Genomic DNA, 19,475 nt, shown 5'->3' on the forward strand with positions numbered 1-19,475 from the left:
TTCGTCAGGGGTAGGACTACGCCGATACCATTCGTGCGGGACCGGCAGTGGGCCGGTCGTACCACGAGGAGTGCACCGTGTCGGAAGTCAAGGTCCATCTGGTCGGCGTCGAGGGCGAGGCTGAGCGGAGCGTGACCGAGACGACGACGATCGGGGAGCTGTTCGCCGAGATCTTCGGCCAGGACCGCTCCGCCATCGCCGCTCGCGTCAACGGTGAGCTGCGCGATCTGTCGAAGGTCGTCGAGGACGGCGACCAGATCGAGCCGGTCAAGGCCGGGTCGGACGACGGCCGCGCGATCATCCGGCACTCGACCGCGCACGTCCTGGCGCAGGCGGTGCAGGAGCTGTTCCCGGACGCGAAGCTGGGCATCGGCCCGCCCGTCGAGAACGGCTTCTACTACGACTTCGACGTCGAGACCCCGTTCACGCCGGACGACCTGGGCAAGCTCGAGAAGAAGATGCAGCAGATCATCAAGGAGCGGCAGCGGTTCAGCCGCCGGGTGGTCTCCGACGACGACGCGCGCAGCGAGCTCGCAGCCGAGCCGTACAAGCTCGAGCTGATCGGCATCAAGGGTTCCGCGGCTGACGCAGCCGAGGGCGCGAGTGTCGAGGTCGGCGGCGGCGAGCTGACGATCTACGACAACATCCGCCGCGACGACTCGGTCGCCTGGAAGGACCTGTGCCGCGGGCCGCACGTGCCGGCCACCGGATACTTGGGCAACTTCAAGCTGATGCGGACGGCAGCGGCGTACTGGCGTGGTTCTGAGAAGAACCCGCAGCTGCAGCGCATCTACGGTACGGCGTGGGAGTCGCGCGACGAGCTCAAGGCCTACCTGACCCGCCTGGAGGAGGCCGCCAAGCGCGACCACCGCAAGCTGGGTAACGAGCTGGACCTGTTCAGCTTCCCCGACGAGATCGGCTCCGGGCTCGCGGTCTTCCACCCCAAGGGCGGCGTGCTGCGCAAGGTGATGGAGGACTACTCACGACAGCGCCACGTCGAGGACGGCTACGAGTTCGTCTACTCCCCGCACATCACCAAGGGCCAGCTGTTCGAGACCTCGGGCCACCTGGACTGGTACTCCGACGGCATGTACCCGCCCATGCACCTGGACGAGGAGCGTGGCGCGGACGGTCAGATTCGCAAGCAGGGTCAGGACTACTACCTGAAGCCGATGAACTGCCCGATGCACAACCTGATCTTCGCCGCGCGTGGCCGCTCGTACCGCGAGCTGCCGCTGCGGCTGTTCGAGTTCGGCACGGTCTACCGGCTGGAGAAGTCCGGCGTTATCCACGGCATGACCCGGGCCCGCGGCTTCACGCAGGACGACGCGCACATCTACTGCACCCGTGAGCAGATGCGCGACGAGCTGAAGGCTCTGCTCACGTTCGTGCTCGGTCTGCTGGCCGACTACGGCCTGGATGACTTCTATCTTGAGCTCTCCACCAAGAACCCGGAGAAGTTCGTCGGCTCCGACGAGGTCTGGGAAGAGGCGACCAACACGCTGCGCGAGGTCGCCGAGGGCTCCGGTCTCGAGCTGGTCCCGGACCCGGGCGGCGCCGCGTTCTACGGCCCGAAGATCTCGGTTCAGGCCCGCGACGCGATCGGCCGGACCTGGCAGATGTCGACGATCCAGCTGGACTTCAACCTGCCGGAGCGCTTCGAGCTGGAGTACACCGCGCCGGATGGTTCACGCCAGCGCCCGGTGATGATCCACCGCGCGCTGTTCGGTTCGATCGAGCGGTTCGTTGCGGTCCTGGTCGAGCACTACGCCGGCGTCTTCCCGCCGTGGCTGGCCCCGGTCCAGGTGATCGGCATCCCGATCACCGACGGCCACGTCGACTACCTGTACGACGTCGCTCAGCAACTGAAGTCGCAGGGCATCCGGATCGAGGTCGACGGCTCCGACGACCGGATGCAGAAGAAGATCCGCAACGCCCAGAAGTCGAAGGTCCCGTTCATGCTCATCGCGGGTGACGAGGACATGGCCGCCGGATCGGTCTCGTTCCGCTACCGCGACGGCACGCAGAAGAACGGCGTACCGGTCGCGGACGCGATCGCCGAGATCGTCGACGCTGTGCAACGGCGCGTTCAGGTATGACGGACACCCCGGAGTCGCCGTACCAGCCGGAGGAGCTGGTGCGGCAGGACGGGGTCGGGGTGGGCGATCCGTTCCTGCGGTTGTGGACGCCGCACCGGATGGCCTACATCGAGGGTGAGAACAAGCCGACGAGCAAGGACGCCGGTTCGGGGTGCCCGTTCTGCCGGTTGCCGGGGTTGCCGGATGCGGACGCGTTGATCGTGCATCGGGCCGAGGCGGCGTACGCCGTACTGAACCTGTACCCGTACAACCCGGGGCACCTGATGCTGGTGCCGTATCGGCATGTGGCGGACTACACCGAGCTGACCGCGGCCGAGGTGTCGGATATCGCGGCGTTGACGCAGCAGGCGATGCTGGCGGTTCGCGCGGTGTCGGATGCGCATGGGTTCAACATCGGGATGAATCAGGGAGAGATCGCGGGTGCCGGGATTGCCGGGCATCTGCATCAGCACGTCGTACCGCGTTGGTCGGGTGACGGGAACTTCATGCCGGTGATCGGTCACACGAAGGTGTTGCCGCAGCTGCTCGGGGACACCCGGGCACTGCTCGCCAAGTCATGGCCCACTGACTAGCGCAGGAATAGCGGCATCATCTGGTCGACGATCTCGTTCAACGCGTCGAGGCTGACCTCGCGGGGCGGGGTGGTGAGTGCCGTGACCCGTACGACGCGGCGGCCGAGGCGGAAGACGAGTTCGCCTTCTTCGGGGATGTAGTAGCCAGGGCTGCCGATCGGGGCGTTCCGCGGCGGGGGAACGCGTTGCGATTCGGGGATGGTGGGTTGGTCGAACGCCTCGACGATCGAGACCGTGGCGTCGTACGTGCCCCAAATGCAGGTGAGCGCGCCGTGGACCCGATAGTCGCGCCGTAGCTGGGCAGACGCGCCGATGAACTTCTCGGCGGCCGAGTTCGACAGCTGACAGGTGGGATCGGTTTGCCGGGCGGCACGGAGGACACGCGGTACGGCGTCCTTCGCGGCCAGCGCGATCGTGACGGCCTTGGCGCGGTCGAGGCCGTTCGGATGTCCCTGGTCGATACCGCCAGCCGGGGCGATGCGGACCGCGCGATCGGCGGTGATGAACACGATCCGGGACTCGGTGATCTGTGCTTCCGGGCCGAGTTCGGTCAGCGGCGCGATGTGCCCGGCGCCGGTGAGCAGTCGGCCGAGGGCGTCGGGCTGGCGGGGGAGAGCGCTCACTCCGACCGTGACCGGGCGGCCCTCGACGAGGAGGGTGCACAGGTCGAGGGCGGGCAGACCGCCGTCGTTCCAGGCTCCGGAGCGGGCGGCGACCGGGACACCGAGACGGGCGGTCAGTTCGGCGGAGATCGCCGTACAGACCTGAGGGCCGTCAGCGGCCGAGCGGCCGTCGAGGCCTTCGGCCTGTGGGGGAGCGACCACGGTCGGGACGCCGGCGGGGAAGGTCGGGACGGACGGCTGGGCGCGATCGGCGGTCCGGGCGACCGAACAACCGGTCAGAACCACCGCGACGAGCACGGCGAACGGGGCGATCCGCATGCCTCACCTCCCGAGTTTCATGAGTCCAGGATCACTTGCCGAAGGGTGGCTGTCACCTGATGGTGACTTCGCTCGACTACGATCACGCACGCCATGCTTAACAGATTCCGGCATTTCTGGACCTTGGTGATCACGCCGATCGCCAACCTCCTGCTCAAACTCGGCGTGAGCGCCGACATGGTCACGCTGGTGGGCACCGTTGGGGTGTCCGCCGGAGCGCTGATCTTCTTCCCGCGCGGTGAGCTGTGGATCGGCGCGCTGGTGATCACCTGTTTCGTCTTCTCGGACCTGATCGACGGCTATATGGCCCGGACGTCGGGCACCTCGTCGAAGTGGGGTTCGTACCTGGACTCCACGCTGGACCGGATCGCCGACGGCGCGATCTTCGGCGCGCTGGTGCTCTTCTACGCCAACTCCCGCGCGGGTGACTCGACGCTGATGGCGTCGGTCGCGCTGTGGGCGCTGGTGATGGGCGCAGTCACGTCGTACGCGCGGGCCAAGGCGGAGAGCCTCGGGTACAAGGCGAGCGGCGGCCTGGCCGAGCGCGCCGACCGGCTGGTGTTCGTACTGGTGACGGCGTTCTTCTCGGACGTCTTCAACCTGCCGATCCTGCTCGAGATCGTGATCTGGTACATCGCCGTCGCGAGCACGATCACTGTCGTCCAGCGGTCGCTGTCGGTGCGCAAGCAGGTGCTGGCCGACCCGGCCGGCGCCGGTCTCGACACCCCGCCGCCACCGCCTGCCGACCCGCAGAGCTGACAAGTGGAGGGCCTCCGCCAGCGGGCTGTGGACCTAGCGTTCGCTCTCGCCTGGACCGTCGTACGGCGCCTGCCGGAACGAACCGTGACGCGGTTGTTCCGGTATGCGGCGGACCGGACTTATCGCGGCAACGGTCGCGGGGTGCAGCGGCTGCGCAGCAACCTCGCGGTCGTTCGGCCGGACGCGACTCCGGCTGAACTCGACGCGTTGACCCAGGCCGGGATGCGTTCGTACCTGCGCTACTGGCAGGAGGCGTTCCGGTTGCCGGACTGGACCGACGAGCAGATCGTCGGCCGGGTCCGCACGGTGAACGAGAAGCTCCTGCGCGACGCGCATGCCGCCGGCAACGGCGTCATCTGCGGGCTGCCGCACCTGGCGAACTACGACCACGCGGGTGCCTGGGCCGGGCGCACGGGGATGCCGGTGTGGACGGTCGCGGAGCGTCTGAAGCCTGAATCGCTCTTCGACCGTTTCATTGCCTACCGCAAGAAGCTCGGCATGGAGGTGCTTCCGCTCACCGGCAGTGACGAGGACGTCACTGCCATTCTGGCGGAGCAACTGCGAGCCGGGCAGTTCGTCTGCCTGGTCGCCGACCGCGATCTGTCCGAGCGCGGCGTACCGGTCACCTTCTTCGGTCGCCCATCGCGGATGCCCGTCGGCCCTGCCGCGTTGAGCCTGAAGACGGGCGCACCGCTGATCCCTGCCACGCTGCACTTCGACGGCCCGGACCTCGTGATCACCTTCCACGATCCGGTCGGCCCCGAGGGCGGTGCCGCGGCGATGACCCAGCGCTGCGCTGACGCGTATGCCCGCGGGATTGCCGCGCATCCTGAGGACTGGCACATGTTGCAGCGGATTTTCCTGGACGGGTGACAATCGTTTCGTGAGGATCGGCGTGGTGTGCCCGTACTCGCTGGGCATGCCCGGCGGTGTGCAGAACCATGTCCGCGACCTGGCCGAGGCGCTGCTCGACCTCGGCCACGAGGTCTCGGTACTCGCCCCGGTCGACGACAACGAAGTCCCGCCGTACGTCGTCTCGTCCGGACGCGCGGTCGGTGTTCCGTACAACGGGTCGGTGGCCCGGGTCACCTTCGGACCGCGGACCGCGGCGCGGGTGAAGAGCTGGTTGGCCGAGGGCGACTTCGATGTCGTCCACGTGCATGAGCCGACGACGCCGAGCGCGTCGATCATCGCGCTGTGGTCGGCTGACGGTCCGTTCGTGTCGACGTTCCACACCTGGCAGGTCCGGTCGCGGGCGATGAGTGCGGCGTCGAGCCTGCTGCGGCCGGCTCTGGAGAAGATCGACGCCCGGATCGCGGTCTCGGAGAACGCGCGCTCGATGATGGTCCAGCACGTCGGCGGCGAGGCGGTCGTGATCCCGAACGGCCTGTACACGTCGCGCTTCAAGGGCAGCCCGCGCAACGAGTGGCAAGGCGACGGCACGATCAGCTTCCTCGGCCGCCTCGACGAGCCGCGCAAGGGACTCGGCGTCCTGCTGAAGGCCGTCCCCGCTCTCGTCACCGCGCGACCCGGCCTGAAGGTCCTGGTGGCCGGCGCCGGACAGGCCGACGAGGCCTGGCGGTCGTTGCCGTTCTGGTGCCGCGACAACGTGCTCTTCCTCGGCATGGTCGACGACGAGGCCCGCGCCGACATGCTGGCCGGCTCAGATGTGTACGTCGCTCCACACCTCGGCGGCGAGAGTTTCGGCATCGTCCTGCTTGAGGCGATGGCCGCGGGAGCGCCAGTGCTGGCCAGCGACTTGCCTGCGTTCCGACAGGTCCTGGAGAACGGTCGCCTCGGCGACCTGGTCGAGCCCGGTGACGTGCGGATGCTGACCGACCGGATCCTGCACCTGCTGCGCTCACCCGAGGACCGCGAACGACTCCGGTCCGCCGGACTGAGCGCCGTACAGGCTTATGACTGGTCGGTCCTGGTCCCCGAACTCCTCGCCGTCTACGAGCTGGTGGCTCGCCGCTGAAAGGCGGTCAGCAAGGCGCTGCGGGTGTCATCCGGCAGGCCGTCGGCCGGGAGGTTGCTCAGCGCCTGCTGGGTGCTCCGGATCTGGTCGAGGTAGCTTTCACACCCGGTGCACAGCGGGAGGTGGTCGATGAAGGCCTGCTGGGCTTCCGGCGACAGTGCGCCTTCGAGATAGGCCGTGACCTGCTCGACGAACGTCCGGCACTCGAGTTCATTCACGACCGTCAACCTCTCTGGAGTAGAGCCCTTCCAGCTTCCCACGCAGGAACGCCCGGGCTCGATGCAGCAGCACCCGCTGGTTCGCTGCGGTGATTCCGAGCAGTTCGCAGACTTCGTCGTACGGGTAGTCCTCGATGTCGCGCAGTACGACGACCAGCCGTTGCCGCTCGGGGAGTTCGGCCAGCGCGTCGCTCAGGCAGGCTCGCACTTCAGCGGTCAGCGCGCCCTGTTCGGGCGAGGGCCAGGCGGGCGGGAACTCCCACCAGTGGCCGGAATCCGGCTCGCCGGGCGGGCGGAAGCGGCTCGGATCGACCGTCGGCCCGGTGTCGTCGACGCTGCTCATCGGGACGACCTTGTGCTCTCGCGTACCGCGCCGACGGGCGGTATTGGTGAGGATCCGGTAGACCCAGGTCCGCAGCGCCGAGCGGCCTTCGAAGCGGTCGATGCCCTCGATGACTGCCAGCCAGGTCTCCTGAACCACCTCGGCCGCCGACGCATCGGTCGATACGAACGAGCGCGCCACCCTCAGCATCCCGCCGGACCAGCGATCCAGCACCAGCGCGAACGCAGCCTCGTCACCGGCGCGCAACTGCTCAACCAGTACGTCGTCCGCCGGCAGCGCAGCCATCGCGTCATCGTAGTGCGGTGCGGTGCGCATTCCGCTGTACCCAGATCAGCGCGAGCCCCGCCAGTGCGACGGCACCGGTGATCATCCAGCCGGACGTGTAGACGCCGAAGCGCTTGGTGACCACGCCGAAGGCGAGGGCGAACGGCATGAACACCACCCACGACAGCGCGCCGATCCCGGAGGCGACGCCAGTCCGGATCGTCGACGGGATGGCGTCGTGCAGCAGGCGGCTCAGGTGGATGCCGATCACCACGAGCAGGAAGGTGAGCGCGACCATCGCGGCAGTCAGTACGGCGAGGTCGTGGCTCGTCGTCATGGCGATACAAGCGGCCAGCATCGTGGCAACCACCAGCACGGTCGGGGCCAGCCGATCCAGGCGGAGCCGGTGCGCGAGCAGACCACCGAGCCCGAGTGTGCCGACCAGGAGCGCCCAGAACGGGCCGTAGTACACGGCGGAGGTTTTGAGAGCAACCAGCCACAGCGGCCCGAATTCGAACATCGCCTGCAGGATCATCGCCGCCATCAACGTCGCGGCGGCGATTGGGATCAGGCGGCCGCGGTCGGTGATCGCGTGGTAGGTGACGGCGAGATGGGTGCGCAGCGTGATGCGCTCCTCGGTCCGATGCAGGGTCGGCTCACGGAAGCGGGTGAGCACGATCAGGTAGAGCGCCGCGAACGGCAGCGTCAGCACGTACGTCGCCCGCGCGGACAGCGCCGAGGCGATCCACCCGCCCACGAGCGCACTACCCACCAGCGCGATGCTCTCGATCAGCCGGACCCGTCCGATCTGCCGCTCGTACTCCGTGCTGTCGCCGGTCTCCTCGAGCACCACGTCGTACACGACCGCCTCGACCGTGCCCGAGTACATCGCGAAGTAGATGCCGAGAATGAGCGCGGCCACGATGTAGGTGATGACGTGGTGACTCATCGCACCGACGAACACGCTGACCAGCAACGCGACCCCGGCCACCATCAACACCCCACGCCGCGACCAGCGGTCCGCCAGCACGCCCGACACCACCTCGGCGAGCGGAACCAAAGCGGCGTACGCGGCTGCCATCACTCCGACCGTGGCCGCGTCGAAGCCGATCTCGGCCATGAACAACTTCTCCACCGGCACCCAGAACCCGACGGCCTGCACAAACGTCGCCACCCACAACGGCACCAACCGCCGTCGCAAACAGCTGGGTGCTGCACGTACTGCAGTGAGCGTCATACCCCCTCAGTGTCACGAGGGGGCGCAGGCGTTACACCAGCTTCGCGCCGACCGCCTTGATCTCGTCCATGTCGCCCGCATGCGGCTGCCACGGCAGCACCATCGGGTCGTTCGGGTAGCGAGGGATCACGTGCAGGTGAGTGTGGAACACGGTCTGCCAGGCGTCCGGCCCGATGCAGCTGAGCAGGTTGGCACCGGTGGCCCCGTCGAGGCGCTCGATGACGCGGCCGATCAGCGACTGCGCGAGCAGAGTGATGGCGGCGAGGTCCTCAGGAGCCGTCTCGCGCAGGTCGGTGGAATGGGCGCGGGGGATCACCAGAAGGTGGCCCGGGGTGGCGGGGGCGATGTCCATGAAGGCGATCGCACGATCGTTCTCGCCGACCTGGGTCGAGGGGATGGTTCCGGCCACGATCCCGCAGAAGAGGCAGTTCTCGCTCATTCGGACAGGCTATACACTGCGCTCGCCGAAGCTGTCACCCCGAGGAGCCCGATGCCGGACGACCTGTTGCGCCCGAGTGCGGGCTCCGACGCGGACCCGTCGGATCGGCCCTGGCCGCTGCTGAACGTCGCCTATATCGCGGTCCTCGGCGGCGTGCTGCCGATCACCTGGCTGGCGTTCGTGAACAGCCGCCGGCTCGGCGTGAGCGACGCCAAACGCGGGCTGATCGTGGTGGTCGGACTGGTCGCCGTGGTGGTCGAGTTCTTCGCCGCGGGGTTGCTGGTTGCTGGAGACGGGATGTGGTGGAAGGCGCTGCTGCCGATGCGGATCATCGCAGTGCTCTGCTACTTCGTGCAGTACCGGATCCAGCTGCAGCGCGATCGGTTGTTCCAGTTGAGCGGGCGCGAGTACGCCGTGCCGTTCGGGGCCGGCAACTTGGGGATGGTGGCGATCGGTGTGTTCACTGAGCTGATGATCGCGGTGGTGGCGAGCTCATGAGTGACGAACTGCTGCGGCCGACGATCAGCTCGGCGGTGGATCCGAAGGTGCAGCCGTGGCGGCTGAACTCGCAGGCGTACGTCGCCTTCTTCGGCGGAGTGATCGCGGCGACGATCATCGCCTGGTTGAACAGCGGCCGCCTCGGGGTCGAGCGCGGTAAGCGGTTGATGATCGTCGGCACCGGCGTAGTCGGACTGGGCGCGGTGATCGCGCTCTTCGCGCTGCTGAACCCCGACGGTGAGCGTACGTCGAGTCTGCGGATCGTCGTCCGGGTTATCGCGGTGCTGTGCATTCTGGTGCAGATGCGTTGGCAGCGGCCGATGGATCGGGCGTTCCAGTTGCGGGGGACCGACTATCACTCGATGTGGGTGCTGGGACCGATCCTGGTCGTCACCTGCGCAATCGCCGAAGCCCTCCTTCTAGCCCTAGTGGTGATGCTGTGAACGAGCCGACCGAGTCCCGCCTGCAGATGGCCGGGCACTGGCTGCAGATCGGTCATCCCGAGCGGACCCTGGACGAACTCCAGGGTCTGTGGGGTGACGCGGCTGTCGACTTCCGCGCCTACTTGTTCCGCGGGGCCGCGCTGCACCAACTCGATCGGAATGCGGAAGCGATCGACGTACTGAAGGACGGGCTCGCACTGCACGGGCCGTTCTTGCCGCTGCTGCAGGTGCTCGGGTCCGCGTTGCGCTCCGAAGGGCGGCTGCCCGAGGCCGAGGCGGCGTACCTGCAAGGTTTGAGCCTGGATCCGAACGATCCGGATCTGTTGATCGGCTATGCCCGCGTGTGCCTGACCGCTGGGCAGGCCGAGAAGGCGAGCGCGCTGGTCGAGCGGGCCGCGTCGCACGCGCCGGAGAGCGCGGTCGTGTCAGCGGCCCGGGCCGAGGTCGCGTTCGCGCTCGGCAAGGACCACGACATGCGCAAGCACAGCACCGAGGCTTTGTCGCACGATCCCGAGGACCCGCATGCGCGAGCCTTGCACGGTACGGCGTCGATGCTGACCGGCGACTCGCGATCGGGGTACAACTCGCTGGCGTCGGCCGCCGCCTCACAGCCCGGCGACGAGGACCTGCGTACGGCGGCCCGTGAGGCCAGGCTGATGAACCACCCGCTGATGCTGCCGCTGCGCCCGTTCCAGCGCTTCAACCCGCTGGTCGTGTGGATCGGCGCGGTCGCGATCATCTACGGCCTCCGTATCGCCGGCCTCAGGCCACTGTCGTTCGTGTTCGCGATGGCCTGGCTCGCCTTCTGCATCTACTCCTGGGTGGCGCCGCCTTTGCTCCGCCGCTGGCTCAACCGAGGATGGGGTTCATGAACGAGCGAATCGACGCCCTGCGCAAGGCGGTCGACGCGAATCCGGACGACGTCCTGCTGAGGCTCGTCCTCGCCGAGTCGCTGGTCGGTGCCGAGAACACCGAAGAGGCGCTCGACCAGTACGTCGTACTGCTGGACAAGGACGGTTTGCCCGAGGACCAGCTCGTACCAGTGGGGGAGTTGGCCGCGGCGAACGGTCGACTCGCGCTACTGCGCAGCTTGCTGGAGACGGCTCGGCAGAAAGGCGTTGTCGAGGGGACAGGCCGTCTGCAGCAGCTCGTCGACGAGATGATCTCCGAGCGCAGTGGCGTGAAGATCAAGGTGGGTCCCGAGACGGAGGAGACGCCGTTCTCGGCCGACACCGCGAAGGAGACCACGACCTTCGATCAGGTCGGCGGGATGGAGGAGATCAAGCGGGTCATCCACCGCATGGTCATCCTGCCGCTCAGCCGACCCGAGTTGTACGAGAAGTACGGCCGCAAGTCCGGTGGTGGCGTGCTGCTCTACGGTCCGCCCGGTTGCGGCAAGACGCTGCTGGCCCGGGCGACCGCGGGGGAGTGCGGGCTGCCGTTCATCAACGTGCGCATCGAAGACGTGATGGACCCCTACCTCGGTGTCTCCGAGCGCAACCTGCACGCCGCGTTCGAGCGCGCCCGCGCCAACGCACCGTGCGTGCTATTCCTCGACGAGCTCGACGCACTGGCCTTCGCCCGGCACAAGCACGGCGGTTCGGAGGCGCGCCGGCTCGTCGACGTGCTGCTCCAGGAGATGGACGCGATCGGCTCCGAGAACGACGGCCTATTGGTGCTCGCGGCAACCAATGCACCGTGGGACGTGGACGAGGCCATGCTGCGCCCCGGCCGCTTCGACCGCGTGATCTTCGTACCGCCGCCGGACGAACCCGCCCGCGCCGACATCCTATCCGTGCTGGTGAAGGACGTACCGGCCGACGGACTCGACCTGAAGGCGATCGCCGCCCAGACACCGATGTTCAGCGGCGCCGACCTACGCGCCCTGATCGAGCGCGGCGTCGACCGAGTCATCGACGAGGCCCTGGCCGGCGGAGGCGAACCACCGCTCGCCATGCATCACCTCGCCGACGTCCTCAGCACCGTGAAGCCATCCACCCTGGACTGGCTCCACCGCGTCCGCTCCTACATCGAGTTCGCAAACCAGAGCGAGCGCTACGACGACGTCGCGTCGTACCTGAAGTCCCGCGACGTCCGCCGCCGCCTCAACCGCGACTCCAAGAACTAACCCCACCGACCTCTACCGCATCCCCCAAACCGGTTCGGGGTGGATCTGCGACGGATTCGGGGGTGGATTCGGGGGGATCCTCCCCACATCCGCCTCGCGGACGGTGCGATCCCTCCCCAAACCGGTGTGGGGTGGAATCTGGGCCGGTCAGGGCGAATATCCACCCCAACCTCCAGCAACGGTCACTGCCACGCAACGGAACCTCAACTTCCCCAGCCAAAGCCCGGCAACCCCAGCCACGCGAAGCCACGGTCACCGATCTCGGCCATCCCCCTCAGCCACCGCGGCGCCCAGCCACCCTGTCTTTCAGATCGGCCGGAAGCGGCGATCAGCCACAGCGCACGTCCCCGGCCGAGAACTTTCGCGCCTGTACCCACTCGACCGCCAAAGGCGGCCGACAAAACCAGACGGCGAGCCGCGCAGATGGCTGGGCTGGATGGCGAGGCCGGCGACCACGGTTCCACGTTGCCTGGGGCTGACGGGCTGTGGCCGAGGTACGTGATGCCCGAGATCGCGGGCACGAGTCACCTTGAGCACCCATCAACCCACACGGGCACCGCCGAAACGGTTGAACCGTGCTCAAGGTCGCCCCGCCACGTCACCTTGAGCACCCGTCAACCAGCTTTTGGCCGCGCAGATGGTTGATCCGTGCACAACGTCGTACCGGCTCGTGGCGGGGGCCGAGTGTGGCGCTGTATGGGTGCGTTGGGGAGAGCTACCCACCTGTATTGGCAGGTGGGACTCCCCATCGCTCTGGAACTGGAGACGCTTTGGCGGGGTCGGTGTTGGGGCTAGCTCTTTACTTTCGAGGCGACGGAATCGGGCATCGGTTCGTAGCGGGCGAACTGGCGGCTGAATGTTGCCGCGCCGTGGGACAGTGATCGCAGGTCGATGGTGTAGCGGGTGATCTCCACCTGCGGCACCTCGGCCTTCACCAGGGTGCGATCGTCGCCGACCTTGTCCGTCCCGAGCAGTCGCCCGCGCCGCCCCGACAGATCGCTCATCACCGGACCGACAAGCTCGTCCGGTACCAGCACCGAGACCAGGTCGACGGGTTCGAGCAGGCTCACCTTGGTCGCCGCTGCGGCCTCGCGCAACGCGAGCCCACCGGCCATCTGGAACGCCATGTCCGACGAGTCCACGCTGTGCGCCTTGCCGTCGAGCAGCGTGACCCGGATGTTGACCATCGGGAACCCGGCCGCGCAGCCCTTCTGCATCTGGGCCCGCACGCCCTTCTCGACGCTCGGGATGAACTGCCGCGGTACGGCGCCGCCGACCACCTTGTCGACGAACTCGAACTCCGACCCACCGGGCAGCGGTTCCACCTCGATGTCGCAGACGGCGTACTGACCGTGACCACCGGATTGCTTCACGTGCCGGCCGTGCCCCTTGGCCTTGCCACCGAACGTTTCCCGCAGCGGTACCCGCAACTCCACGGTGTCCACCGTCACGCCGTACCGGTTCGAGAGTGCATCCAGTACGACGTCGGAGTGCGCCTCGCCCATGCACCACAGCACGATCTGGTGGGTCTCGGGGTTCTGCTCGATCCGCAGCGTCGGATCCTCGGCAGCCAACCGCTGCAGACCGGCACCGAGTTTGTCCTCGTCGGTCTTCGCATGGGCCTGGATCGCGATCGGCAGCAGCGGTTCGGGCATCGTCCACGGCTTGAGTAGCAGTGGGTCGGCCTTGTCCGACAGCGTGTCGCCGGTCTCGGCCCGCGTCAGCCGGCCGATCGCACACAGGTCACCCGCGATCACCGTGCCGGCCGGTCGCTGCTGCTTGCCCTGCGGGAACGACAGCGTGCCGATCCGCTCGTCCTCGTCGTGGTCCTGATGCGAACTGCCGTCTCCGAAGAAGGACGTGAAATGGCCCGACACGTGAACCGTCGTGTCGGGCCTGATGGTGCCGGAGAACACCCGCACCAGGCTCACCCTGCCGACGTACGGGTCCGAGGTCGTCTTCACCACCTCGGCGAGCAGGGGACCACTTGGATCGCAGGCGAGCCCCTTGCGCGGCACGCCGTGTGGGGAGAACACCTCGGGCAGCGGATGCTCGGGCGGCGACGGGAACCCGCTGGTCGCGACCTCGAGCAGCTCGTGCAGGCCGACGCCGGAACCGCTGCAGACCGGAATGACCGGGAAGAACGAGCCGCGCGCGACCGCACGCTCGAGGTCCTCGATCAGCACCTTCTGGTCGATCTCCTCGCCACCGAGGTAGCGCTCCATCAACGACTCGTCCTCGGACTCCTCGATGATCCCTTCGATCAGCGTGCCCCGAAGCTCCTCGTACGACGGGTCCGGTGTCGACAGCAACCCGATCAGCCCGTCGTCGGCCGGGAGGTAGAGCGGCAGGACCTTGTCGCCGAAGGTGCCCTGGGCCGCGGCCAGCGCGTTGGCGAAGCTCGCCCGGGCGTGGTCGAGTTTGGTGATCACGACCGCCCGCGGCATCCCGACCTGGTCGCACTCCTGCCAGACCGCTCTGGTCGGCTCGTCGACCCCTTCGTTGGCCGCGATCACGAACAGCGCGCAATCGGCCGCCCGGAGCCCGGCCCGCAGTTCGCCGACGAAATCGGCGTACCCGGGGGTGTCGATCAGATTCAGTTTGATGCCGTTGTACGGCAGCGAGGCCAGTGCGAGCCCGACCGACCGCTGTTGCCGGGCCTCGGCGTCGTCGAAGTCGCAGACCGTCGTTCCGTCCAGGACGGTGCCGGGTCTGGTCAGGACTCCGGAGGCCACCAGCAGGGCCTCGACGAGCGTGGTCTTGCCGGAACCTGACGGTCCGACGAGCACCACGTTGCGAAGGGCGGCCGGGCTGTCCACAGCGGGCGCGGCTCCGGCGCCCGGAGAAGTCTTGTCTGCCATGACGTTTCCTCCTGGGTCATCCACCATTCCCCTATCGGTCCCTTTGCACAAGCCCCATCGGGCGGCCTCCCACTGCCAGACCCCGGCGCTCGATAGTGTCGCGGCCATGCGTAGGGCACTCGGGGTCGTCATCAGCCTGCTCGTCACCACGCTGGCTCTGGCCGGCTTCGCGCTGCCCGCGTCGGCGGCGGCCGGTGACGAGGTGCGGGCCTTCACGATCGACTACACGGTCGGGACTGACGGCGTACTGCACGTGAAGGAGACGATCGCCTACCACTTCGGCAGCTACGGGCGGCACGGCATCTATCGCGATCTGGTGATCCGGGAGCCGTGGCTGGACGACCAGGCGAAGGACCAGAAGTACGAGGTCTCGAACATCAAGGTCGACAGTCCGACCAAGGCGCCGGACGCGTTCGACACCGAGACGACCAAGGAGAACGGTCAGCGCGACCAGATCCTCCGGATCAAGATCGGCGAAGAGGACAAGACGATCTCCGGCCAGGACGCGACGTACGTGATCACGTACGACGTCCGCGGCGCGCTGCGGCACTTCGCCGACCACAGCGAGCTGTACTGGGATGCGACCGGGTCGGCCTGGGAAGCGCCGATCAAGCAGGTCACCGTCAACGTGACGGTCCCGCAGGGCGTGCAGCAGGTGGAGTGCTTCACCGGCCGCGGCGGTTCCACCGCGAAGTGCCCGCAGAAGTCCGTCGTGGCCGGCAAGGGCGTCTTCAAGGCGGCCGGGCTCGCGCGGGGTGAGCAGTTGACGATCGTGGCCGGGATCAAGGCCGGCGCGGTGCAGAACGACACCCCGATCGTGGTCGACCCGCCGGACTGGCTGGAGCGCAACGGCCTGAACATCCCGGTGCTGATCGGCTCGGGCGCCGTCAGCCTGTTCGCGCTGATCGTGGCCGCGATCTACGCGGCGACCGGCAACAAGGACCAGCGGTTCGCCGGGATGCCGCCGGGGACGTTCCCGCCGGGCGGGATCGCCGCCGTACCGGAGAAGAACACGCTCGACGACGACCAGATCCCGGTCGCCTTCGCGCCACCGCGCATCCCGGTCGCCGAGGCCGGTCTGCTGGTCGACGCCAAGGCCAACACGACCGAGGTCGCCGCGACGCTGATCGACATGGCCGTCCGCGGCGGCGTCCGGATCGAGAACGACGGCACCGACCGCCGCGCCGTACTCCTGGACGGCAGCGTCGCCACCGCGCCGCACGAGCAGGCGTTGCTGCAGGGGATGTTCCCGGGCCTGGTCCCGGGCGCGTCGGTCACGCTGGAACGGCGTCCCGTCGGCGACACCTCGATGGCGCAGACGGCCACCGCGATGCTGGACGCTCTGCGTGACCAGGTGGCGCAGCGGGAGTGGTACACCCGGCTGCCGTCCAAGATCGGCACCCGCGGCGGCTCAGTCTTCAAGTCCGGCACGGGTTGCGGCTGCATCACCCTGATCGCGTTCTGGGTCTTCGGCGCCGGAATCGCCGGTACGGCGACCGCCGCCAACACCGGTGGATTCGGCCGGGCGGTGGCGATCGCCGTACCGGTCCTGGCCGTGATCATCGCGATTGCCACCTGGGTGCGGATCCGCGCTCGCGGTCAGCGCACCCCGGCCGGGCGTGCGGTCAGCGACCAGGTGATCGGCTTCCGGAAGTACCTGGCCACCGCCGAGGCGGAGCAGTTGCGCTTCGAGGAGGGCGAGGACATCTTCAGCAAGTACCTCCCGTGGGCGATCGCGTTCGACCTGGCTGACCGCTGGCAGAAGGTCTGCCGCAAGCTCGTCGACGCCGGCCAGTTGACGCCCGATCCCTACTGGTACGTCGGCCCGTCGTACTACACCTCTGGTTGGACCGCGGGCAACGTGAGCTCGACTGTCGCCCAGACGTTCCAGCCGCCGCCGACGCCGTCGAGCAGCGGTGGCGGAGGCGGTAGCTCGTCCGGGTTCAGCGGTGGTTCATCAGGCGGCGGAGGCGGTGGCGGAGGCGGCGGGTCCTGGTAAGCGTCATGCGCAGAGCACTCGCGGTCCTGGCCTGCACGCTGCTGTCCGTGGTCGCCTTCGCGGCACCCGCGTCGGCGGAACCCGGTGACCGGGTAACCCGATTCGAGATCGACTACACGGTCACCGCGGACGGCGTACTGCACGTGAAGGAGTCGATCGACTACGACTTCAACGGCATCGACCGGCACGGGATCTACCGCGACCTGGTGATCCGCGAGCCGTACGTCAGCGATCGGTCGAAGGATCAGCAGTACGACGTCTCGAACATCCAGGTGTCGTCACCGAACGCCTCGGCCGAGTTCTCCACATCGACCGCGAAGACGAACAGCGATCGCAACCAGGTCCTCCGGATCAAGATCGGCAGCTCCGGCGAGACGATCCGCCGGATGGAGGCGACGTACCAGCTGAGCTACGAGGTGCGGGGCGCGCTGCGGCACTTCGCCGACCACAGCGAGCTGTACTGGGACGCGACCGGCTCCGGCTGGGACGCCGTACTGAACCAAGTCGATGTCGGCGTGACCGTCCCGAGCGGCGTCCAGCAGGTGCGTTGCCTCACCGGACCGGCAGGCTCCACGCAGCAATGCGAGACCGCACGGATCGTCGGCGGCAAGGCGATCTACTCCGAGACGGGGGTTGGCCGGGGCGAGCAGGTCACGATCGTCGCGGCGATTCCGGCCGGAGCCGTCAGCAACGATGCGCCGATTCTCGTCGATCCGCCGGGGTTCCTCGATCGCAACGGGTTGAGCGTCCCTGGGTTGATCGTGTCGGTGCTGATCACGATCGCCGCCTTCGTCACCCGCAAGCTGTACGCCGCTCGTGGCGGTCGCGACCTCCGGTACGCCGGGCTGCCGCCGGGCACGCTGCCACCCGCAGGCGAGATGGGCACTACCGTCAAGAACACGATCACCGACGACCAGCTCCCGGTCGCGTTCTCGCCGCCACGGGTCCCAGTCGCCGAAGGTGGCTTGTTGCTCGACGCGAAATCCGACTCGACCGAGATCGCCGCGACGCTGATCGACCTCGCGGTCCGCGGCGCGCTGCGCATCGACAACAGCGACAAGAAGCGCAAAGCCGTCCTCGTCGATCCCGACCTGGCCACGGCACCGCATGAGCAGCGCCTGCTCAAGGGTCTGTTCCCGTCGCTCAAGGTCGGCAAGGAAGCCCGGCTCGAGCAGCGCGATCCCGGTGACAACTCACTCTCGATCGCCGCGGACGGAACCGTCGAGGCGATCCGCAAGCAGGTCTCGGAGCGTGGCTGGTACACGCGGATGCCGGCCCCGTCGAAACTCGGAGACCCCCATGTGGGCGTCTGGCTGGTGACCGGATTCTTCGCGATCATCGGGTTCATCATCCTGATCATCACCCTGATACGCGACGGGCTGCCGAGCTGGGCCGGCCCGCTCGTCGCGATCGGCGTGCCCGCGATCGCGCTCCTCAGCCTCGGCATCACCCTGCTTCGCAAACGCCGCCAAGGGCGCCGGACCGCCGCCGGACGCGCGGTGACCGATCAGGTGATCGGCTTCCGGACGTACCTCGCCACCGCCGAAGCGGACCAGCTCAAGTTCGAGGAGGGCGAGGACATCTTCAGCAAGTACTTGCCCTGGGCCATCATCTTCGGCATCGCCGACCGCTGGCAGCAGGTCTGCAAACAGCTCGTCGCCGACGGCCGGCTCACCCCCGATCCGGGCTGGTACGTCGGCCCGTCGTACTACGACTCGGGCTGGTCGCCGAACCTGATGACCGGTGCCGTGGCCAGCACGTTCAGCGAGCCGGCCAGCCCGTCGACGAGCAGTGGTGACGGTGGCGGCTCGTCGTCGGGCTTCTCCAGCGACAGCTCGTCTGGTGGCGGTGGCGGCGGTGGAGGCGGCGGGTCCTGGTAGCGGTCAGACCCGGCTGAGCCATTCGCGGATGAGCGCGTCGAACAGCTCAGGCTGCTCGATCTGCAGGTTGTGCCCGGCCACATCCAGTACGGCGAACGTCGCGCGCGGGTAGTGGGGGAGCAGCACGTACTGATCCTCGAACCCGACCACCGCGTCCTGCCGCCCGCACACGATCAGCGTCGGCCCCTCGTACGGCGGTCCCGACTCGGGGTCGACGGACAGTTCGCGCTTCTTCAGAATCCGCTCCAGCGCGACGGTGTCGGCGGCCGCCAGTCCGGGCGCGATGTCCCGCCGGTACGCCGCCAACGCGGCCGCGGTTTCGACCACCGCGAGGTCGGTGAAGTCCTCGCCCGGTTCGAGTGATTCGCGCACACCCGGTTCGGACCGCAGTACGACGTGCTCCGGCAGCGTGCGATCCGCGTTCTCCACCACCGTTCCGATCGGACAGATCATCGCCAGTCCGGTGACCTGCGCCGGCCGCGAACGGGCGATCGCGCGGGCGAGATAACCGCCGTACGACTCGCCGATCAGCAGGAACGGCTCAGTGCCGATCTGCTCATCGATGAAGGCCGCGACCGCGGCGAGGATCCCGTCGGAGCTGTCGATGTCGCCCGCCGGGCTCTGGCCCATCGCGGGCAGGTCGGGATAGATCCGCCGGTAGCCGGTCAGGCCTTTGAAGACAGGCTCCAGGCAGCCGGTCATCAACCGGTGGTCGGGAGTCCAGCCGTGCAGCGCGAGCACCGGGGTGCCCTCGCCGTGGATCACGTGATGCAGGGTCATTGCGATCGCTTTCTGTCGGGGGTGCGTGCCTATAGT

The 19,475-nt window shown here is 68.0% G+C and carries 18 protein-coding genes; 11 read left to right on the forward strand and 7 right to left on the reverse strand.

Annotation, left to right across the window (positions count from 1 at the left end):
- Nucleotides 1–77: 77 nt before the first annotated feature.
- Nucleotides 78–2,099: a threonine--tRNA ligase gene (thrS, locus tag ACFTSF_RS08060; protein WP_380153163.1), complete on the forward strand. Its 2,022-nt coding sequence runs from the start codon at nt 78–80 to the stop codon at nt 2,097–2,099.
- Nucleotides 2,096–2,671: an HIT domain-containing protein gene (locus ACFTSF_RS08065; RefSeq protein ID WP_344147041.1), complete on the forward strand. Its 576-nt coding sequence runs from the start codon at nt 2,096–2,098 to the stop codon at nt 2,669–2,671. Before thrS ends, ACFTSF_RS08065 begins: the two co-directional genes overlap by 4 nt.
- Here the strand turns inward: ACFTSF_RS08065 and ACFTSF_RS08070 are convergent.
- Nucleotides 2,668–3,612 carry a hypothetical protein gene (locus tag ACFTSF_RS08070; protein WP_380153164.1) on the reverse strand — a complete coding sequence of 315 codons (945 nt, stop codon included), beginning with the start codon at nt 3,610–3,612 and terminating at the stop codon, nt 2,668–2,670. The two genes, ACFTSF_RS08065 and ACFTSF_RS08070, sit on opposite strands and share 4 nt — an antisense overlap.
- Before the next feature lie 93 nt (nt 3,613–3,705).
- On the opposite strand from ACFTSF_RS08070, the gene pgsA reads away from it, so the two are divergent.
- The 3 genes from pgsA to ACFTSF_RS08085 are packed head-to-tail and all read left to right on the forward strand — an operon-like array spanning nt 3,706 to nt 6,349.
- Entirely contained in the window at nt 3,706–4,371 is a 666-nt protein-coding gene (gene pgsA, locus ACFTSF_RS08075; RefSeq protein WP_344147046.1) for a phosphatidylinositol phosphate synthase, read from the forward strand.
- 3 nt (nt 4,372–4,374) lie between these two features.
- A complete protein-coding gene (locus tag ACFTSF_RS08080) occupies nt 4,375–5,244 on the forward strand; it encodes a phosphatidylinositol mannoside acyltransferase (protein ID WP_380153165.1) in 870 nt (289 codons plus the stop codon).
- 10 nt (nt 5,245–5,254) lie between these two features.
- Nucleotides 5,255–6,349: a glycosyltransferase family 4 protein gene (locus ACFTSF_RS08085; protein ID WP_380153166.1), complete on the forward strand. Its 1,095-nt coding sequence runs from the start codon at nt 5,255–5,257 to the stop codon at nt 6,347–6,349.
- Here the strand turns inward: ACFTSF_RS08085 and ACFTSF_RS08090 are convergent.
- Genes ACFTSF_RS08090 through ACFTSF_RS08105 form a run of 4 tightly spaced genes read right to left on the reverse strand, consistent with a single transcriptional unit; the run spans nt 6,325 to nt 8,850 of the window.
- Entirely contained in the window at nt 6,325–6,567 is a 243-nt protein-coding gene (locus ACFTSF_RS08090) for an anti-sigma factor family protein (RefSeq protein ID WP_380153167.1), read from the reverse strand. The two genes, ACFTSF_RS08085 and ACFTSF_RS08090, sit on opposite strands and share 25 nt — an antisense overlap.
- On the reverse strand, nt 6,560–7,195 hold the full coding sequence (locus ACFTSF_RS08095; RefSeq protein ID WP_380153168.1) for an RNA polymerase sigma factor: 636 nt from the start codon (nt 7,193–7,195) through the stop codon (nt 6,560–6,562). The genes ACFTSF_RS08090 and ACFTSF_RS08095 overlap by 8 nt, the downstream gene beginning before the upstream one ends.
- Nucleotides 7,196–7,199: 4 nt before the next feature.
- Nucleotides 7,200–8,411 carry an MFS transporter gene (locus ACFTSF_RS08100; RefSeq protein ID WP_380153169.1) on the reverse strand — a complete coding sequence of 404 codons (1,212 nt, stop codon included), beginning with the start codon at nt 8,409–8,411 and terminating at the stop codon, nt 7,200–7,202.
- A gap of 31 nt (nt 8,412–8,442) precedes the next feature.
- Complete coding sequence (locus ACFTSF_RS08105; RefSeq protein WP_380153170.1) at nt 8,443–8,850, reverse strand: HIT family protein; 408 nt, start codon at nt 8,848–8,850, stop codon at nt 8,443–8,445.
- A 51-nt stretch (nt 8,851–8,901) separates the two neighbouring features.
- Between ACFTSF_RS08105 and ACFTSF_RS08110 the strand changes: the two genes are divergently transcribed.
- Genes ACFTSF_RS08110 through ACFTSF_RS08125 form a run of 4 tightly spaced genes read left to right on the forward strand, consistent with a single transcriptional unit; the run spans nt 8,902 to nt 11,919 of the window.
- Nucleotides 8,902–9,348: a hypothetical protein gene (locus tag ACFTSF_RS08110; RefSeq protein WP_344147073.1), complete on the forward strand. Its 447-nt coding sequence runs from the start codon at nt 8,902–8,904 to the stop codon at nt 9,346–9,348.
- Nucleotides 9,345–9,791, forward strand: a complete 447-nt coding sequence (locus ACFTSF_RS08115; RefSeq protein ID WP_380153171.1) for a hypothetical protein — start codon at nt 9,345–9,347, stop codon at nt 9,789–9,791. Before ACFTSF_RS08110 ends, ACFTSF_RS08115 begins: the two co-directional genes overlap by 4 nt.
- Nucleotides 9,788–10,663: a tetratricopeptide repeat protein gene (locus ACFTSF_RS08120; RefSeq protein ID WP_380153172.1), complete on the forward strand. Its 876-nt coding sequence runs from the start codon at nt 9,788–9,790 to the stop codon at nt 10,661–10,663. The genes ACFTSF_RS08115 and ACFTSF_RS08120 overlap by 4 nt, the downstream gene beginning before the upstream one ends.
- On the forward strand, nt 10,660–11,919 hold the full coding sequence (locus ACFTSF_RS08125; RefSeq protein WP_380153173.1) for a tetratricopeptide repeat protein: 1,260 nt from the start codon (nt 10,660–10,662) through the stop codon (nt 11,917–11,919). Before ACFTSF_RS08120 ends, ACFTSF_RS08125 begins: the two co-directional genes overlap by 4 nt.
- Nucleotides 11,920–12,710: 791 nt before the next feature.
- On the opposite strand, the gene ACFTSF_RS08130 is transcribed toward ACFTSF_RS08125, so the two are convergent.
- A complete protein-coding gene (locus ACFTSF_RS08130; protein WP_380153174.1) occupies nt 12,711–14,780 on the reverse strand; it encodes an elongation factor G-like protein EF-G2 in 2,070 nt (689 codons plus the stop codon).
- Between the two features lie 106 nt (nt 14,781–14,886).
- Here ACFTSF_RS08130 and ACFTSF_RS08135 point away from each other — a divergent pair, with 106 nt between their 5' ends.
- Entirely contained in the window at nt 14,887–16,779 is a 1,893-nt protein-coding gene (locus ACFTSF_RS08135) for a DUF2207 domain-containing protein (protein ID WP_380153175.1), read from the forward strand.
- 5 nt (nt 16,780–16,784) lie between these two features.
- Nucleotides 16,785–18,659, forward strand: a complete 1,875-nt coding sequence (locus tag ACFTSF_RS08140) for a DUF2207 domain-containing protein (protein ID WP_380153176.1) — start codon at nt 16,785–16,787, stop codon at nt 18,657–18,659.
- 3 nt (nt 18,660–18,662) lie between these two features.
- Here ACFTSF_RS08140 and ACFTSF_RS08145 read toward each other — a convergent pair whose 3' ends face one another.
- The gene (locus tag ACFTSF_RS08145) at nt 18,663–19,439 is read right to left on the reverse strand and encodes an alpha/beta fold hydrolase (RefSeq protein WP_380153177.1); all 777 of its coding nucleotides are present in this window, start codon (nt 19,437–19,439) and stop codon (nt 18,663–18,665) included.
- Nucleotides 19,440–19,475 lie beyond the last annotated feature (36 nt).

Source organism: Kribbella sp. NPDC056951 (assembly GCF_042674205.1).
GTDB classification, from domain to species: Bacteria; Actinomycetota; Actinomycetes; order Propionibacteriales; family Kribbellaceae; genus Kribbella; species Kribbella yunnanensis.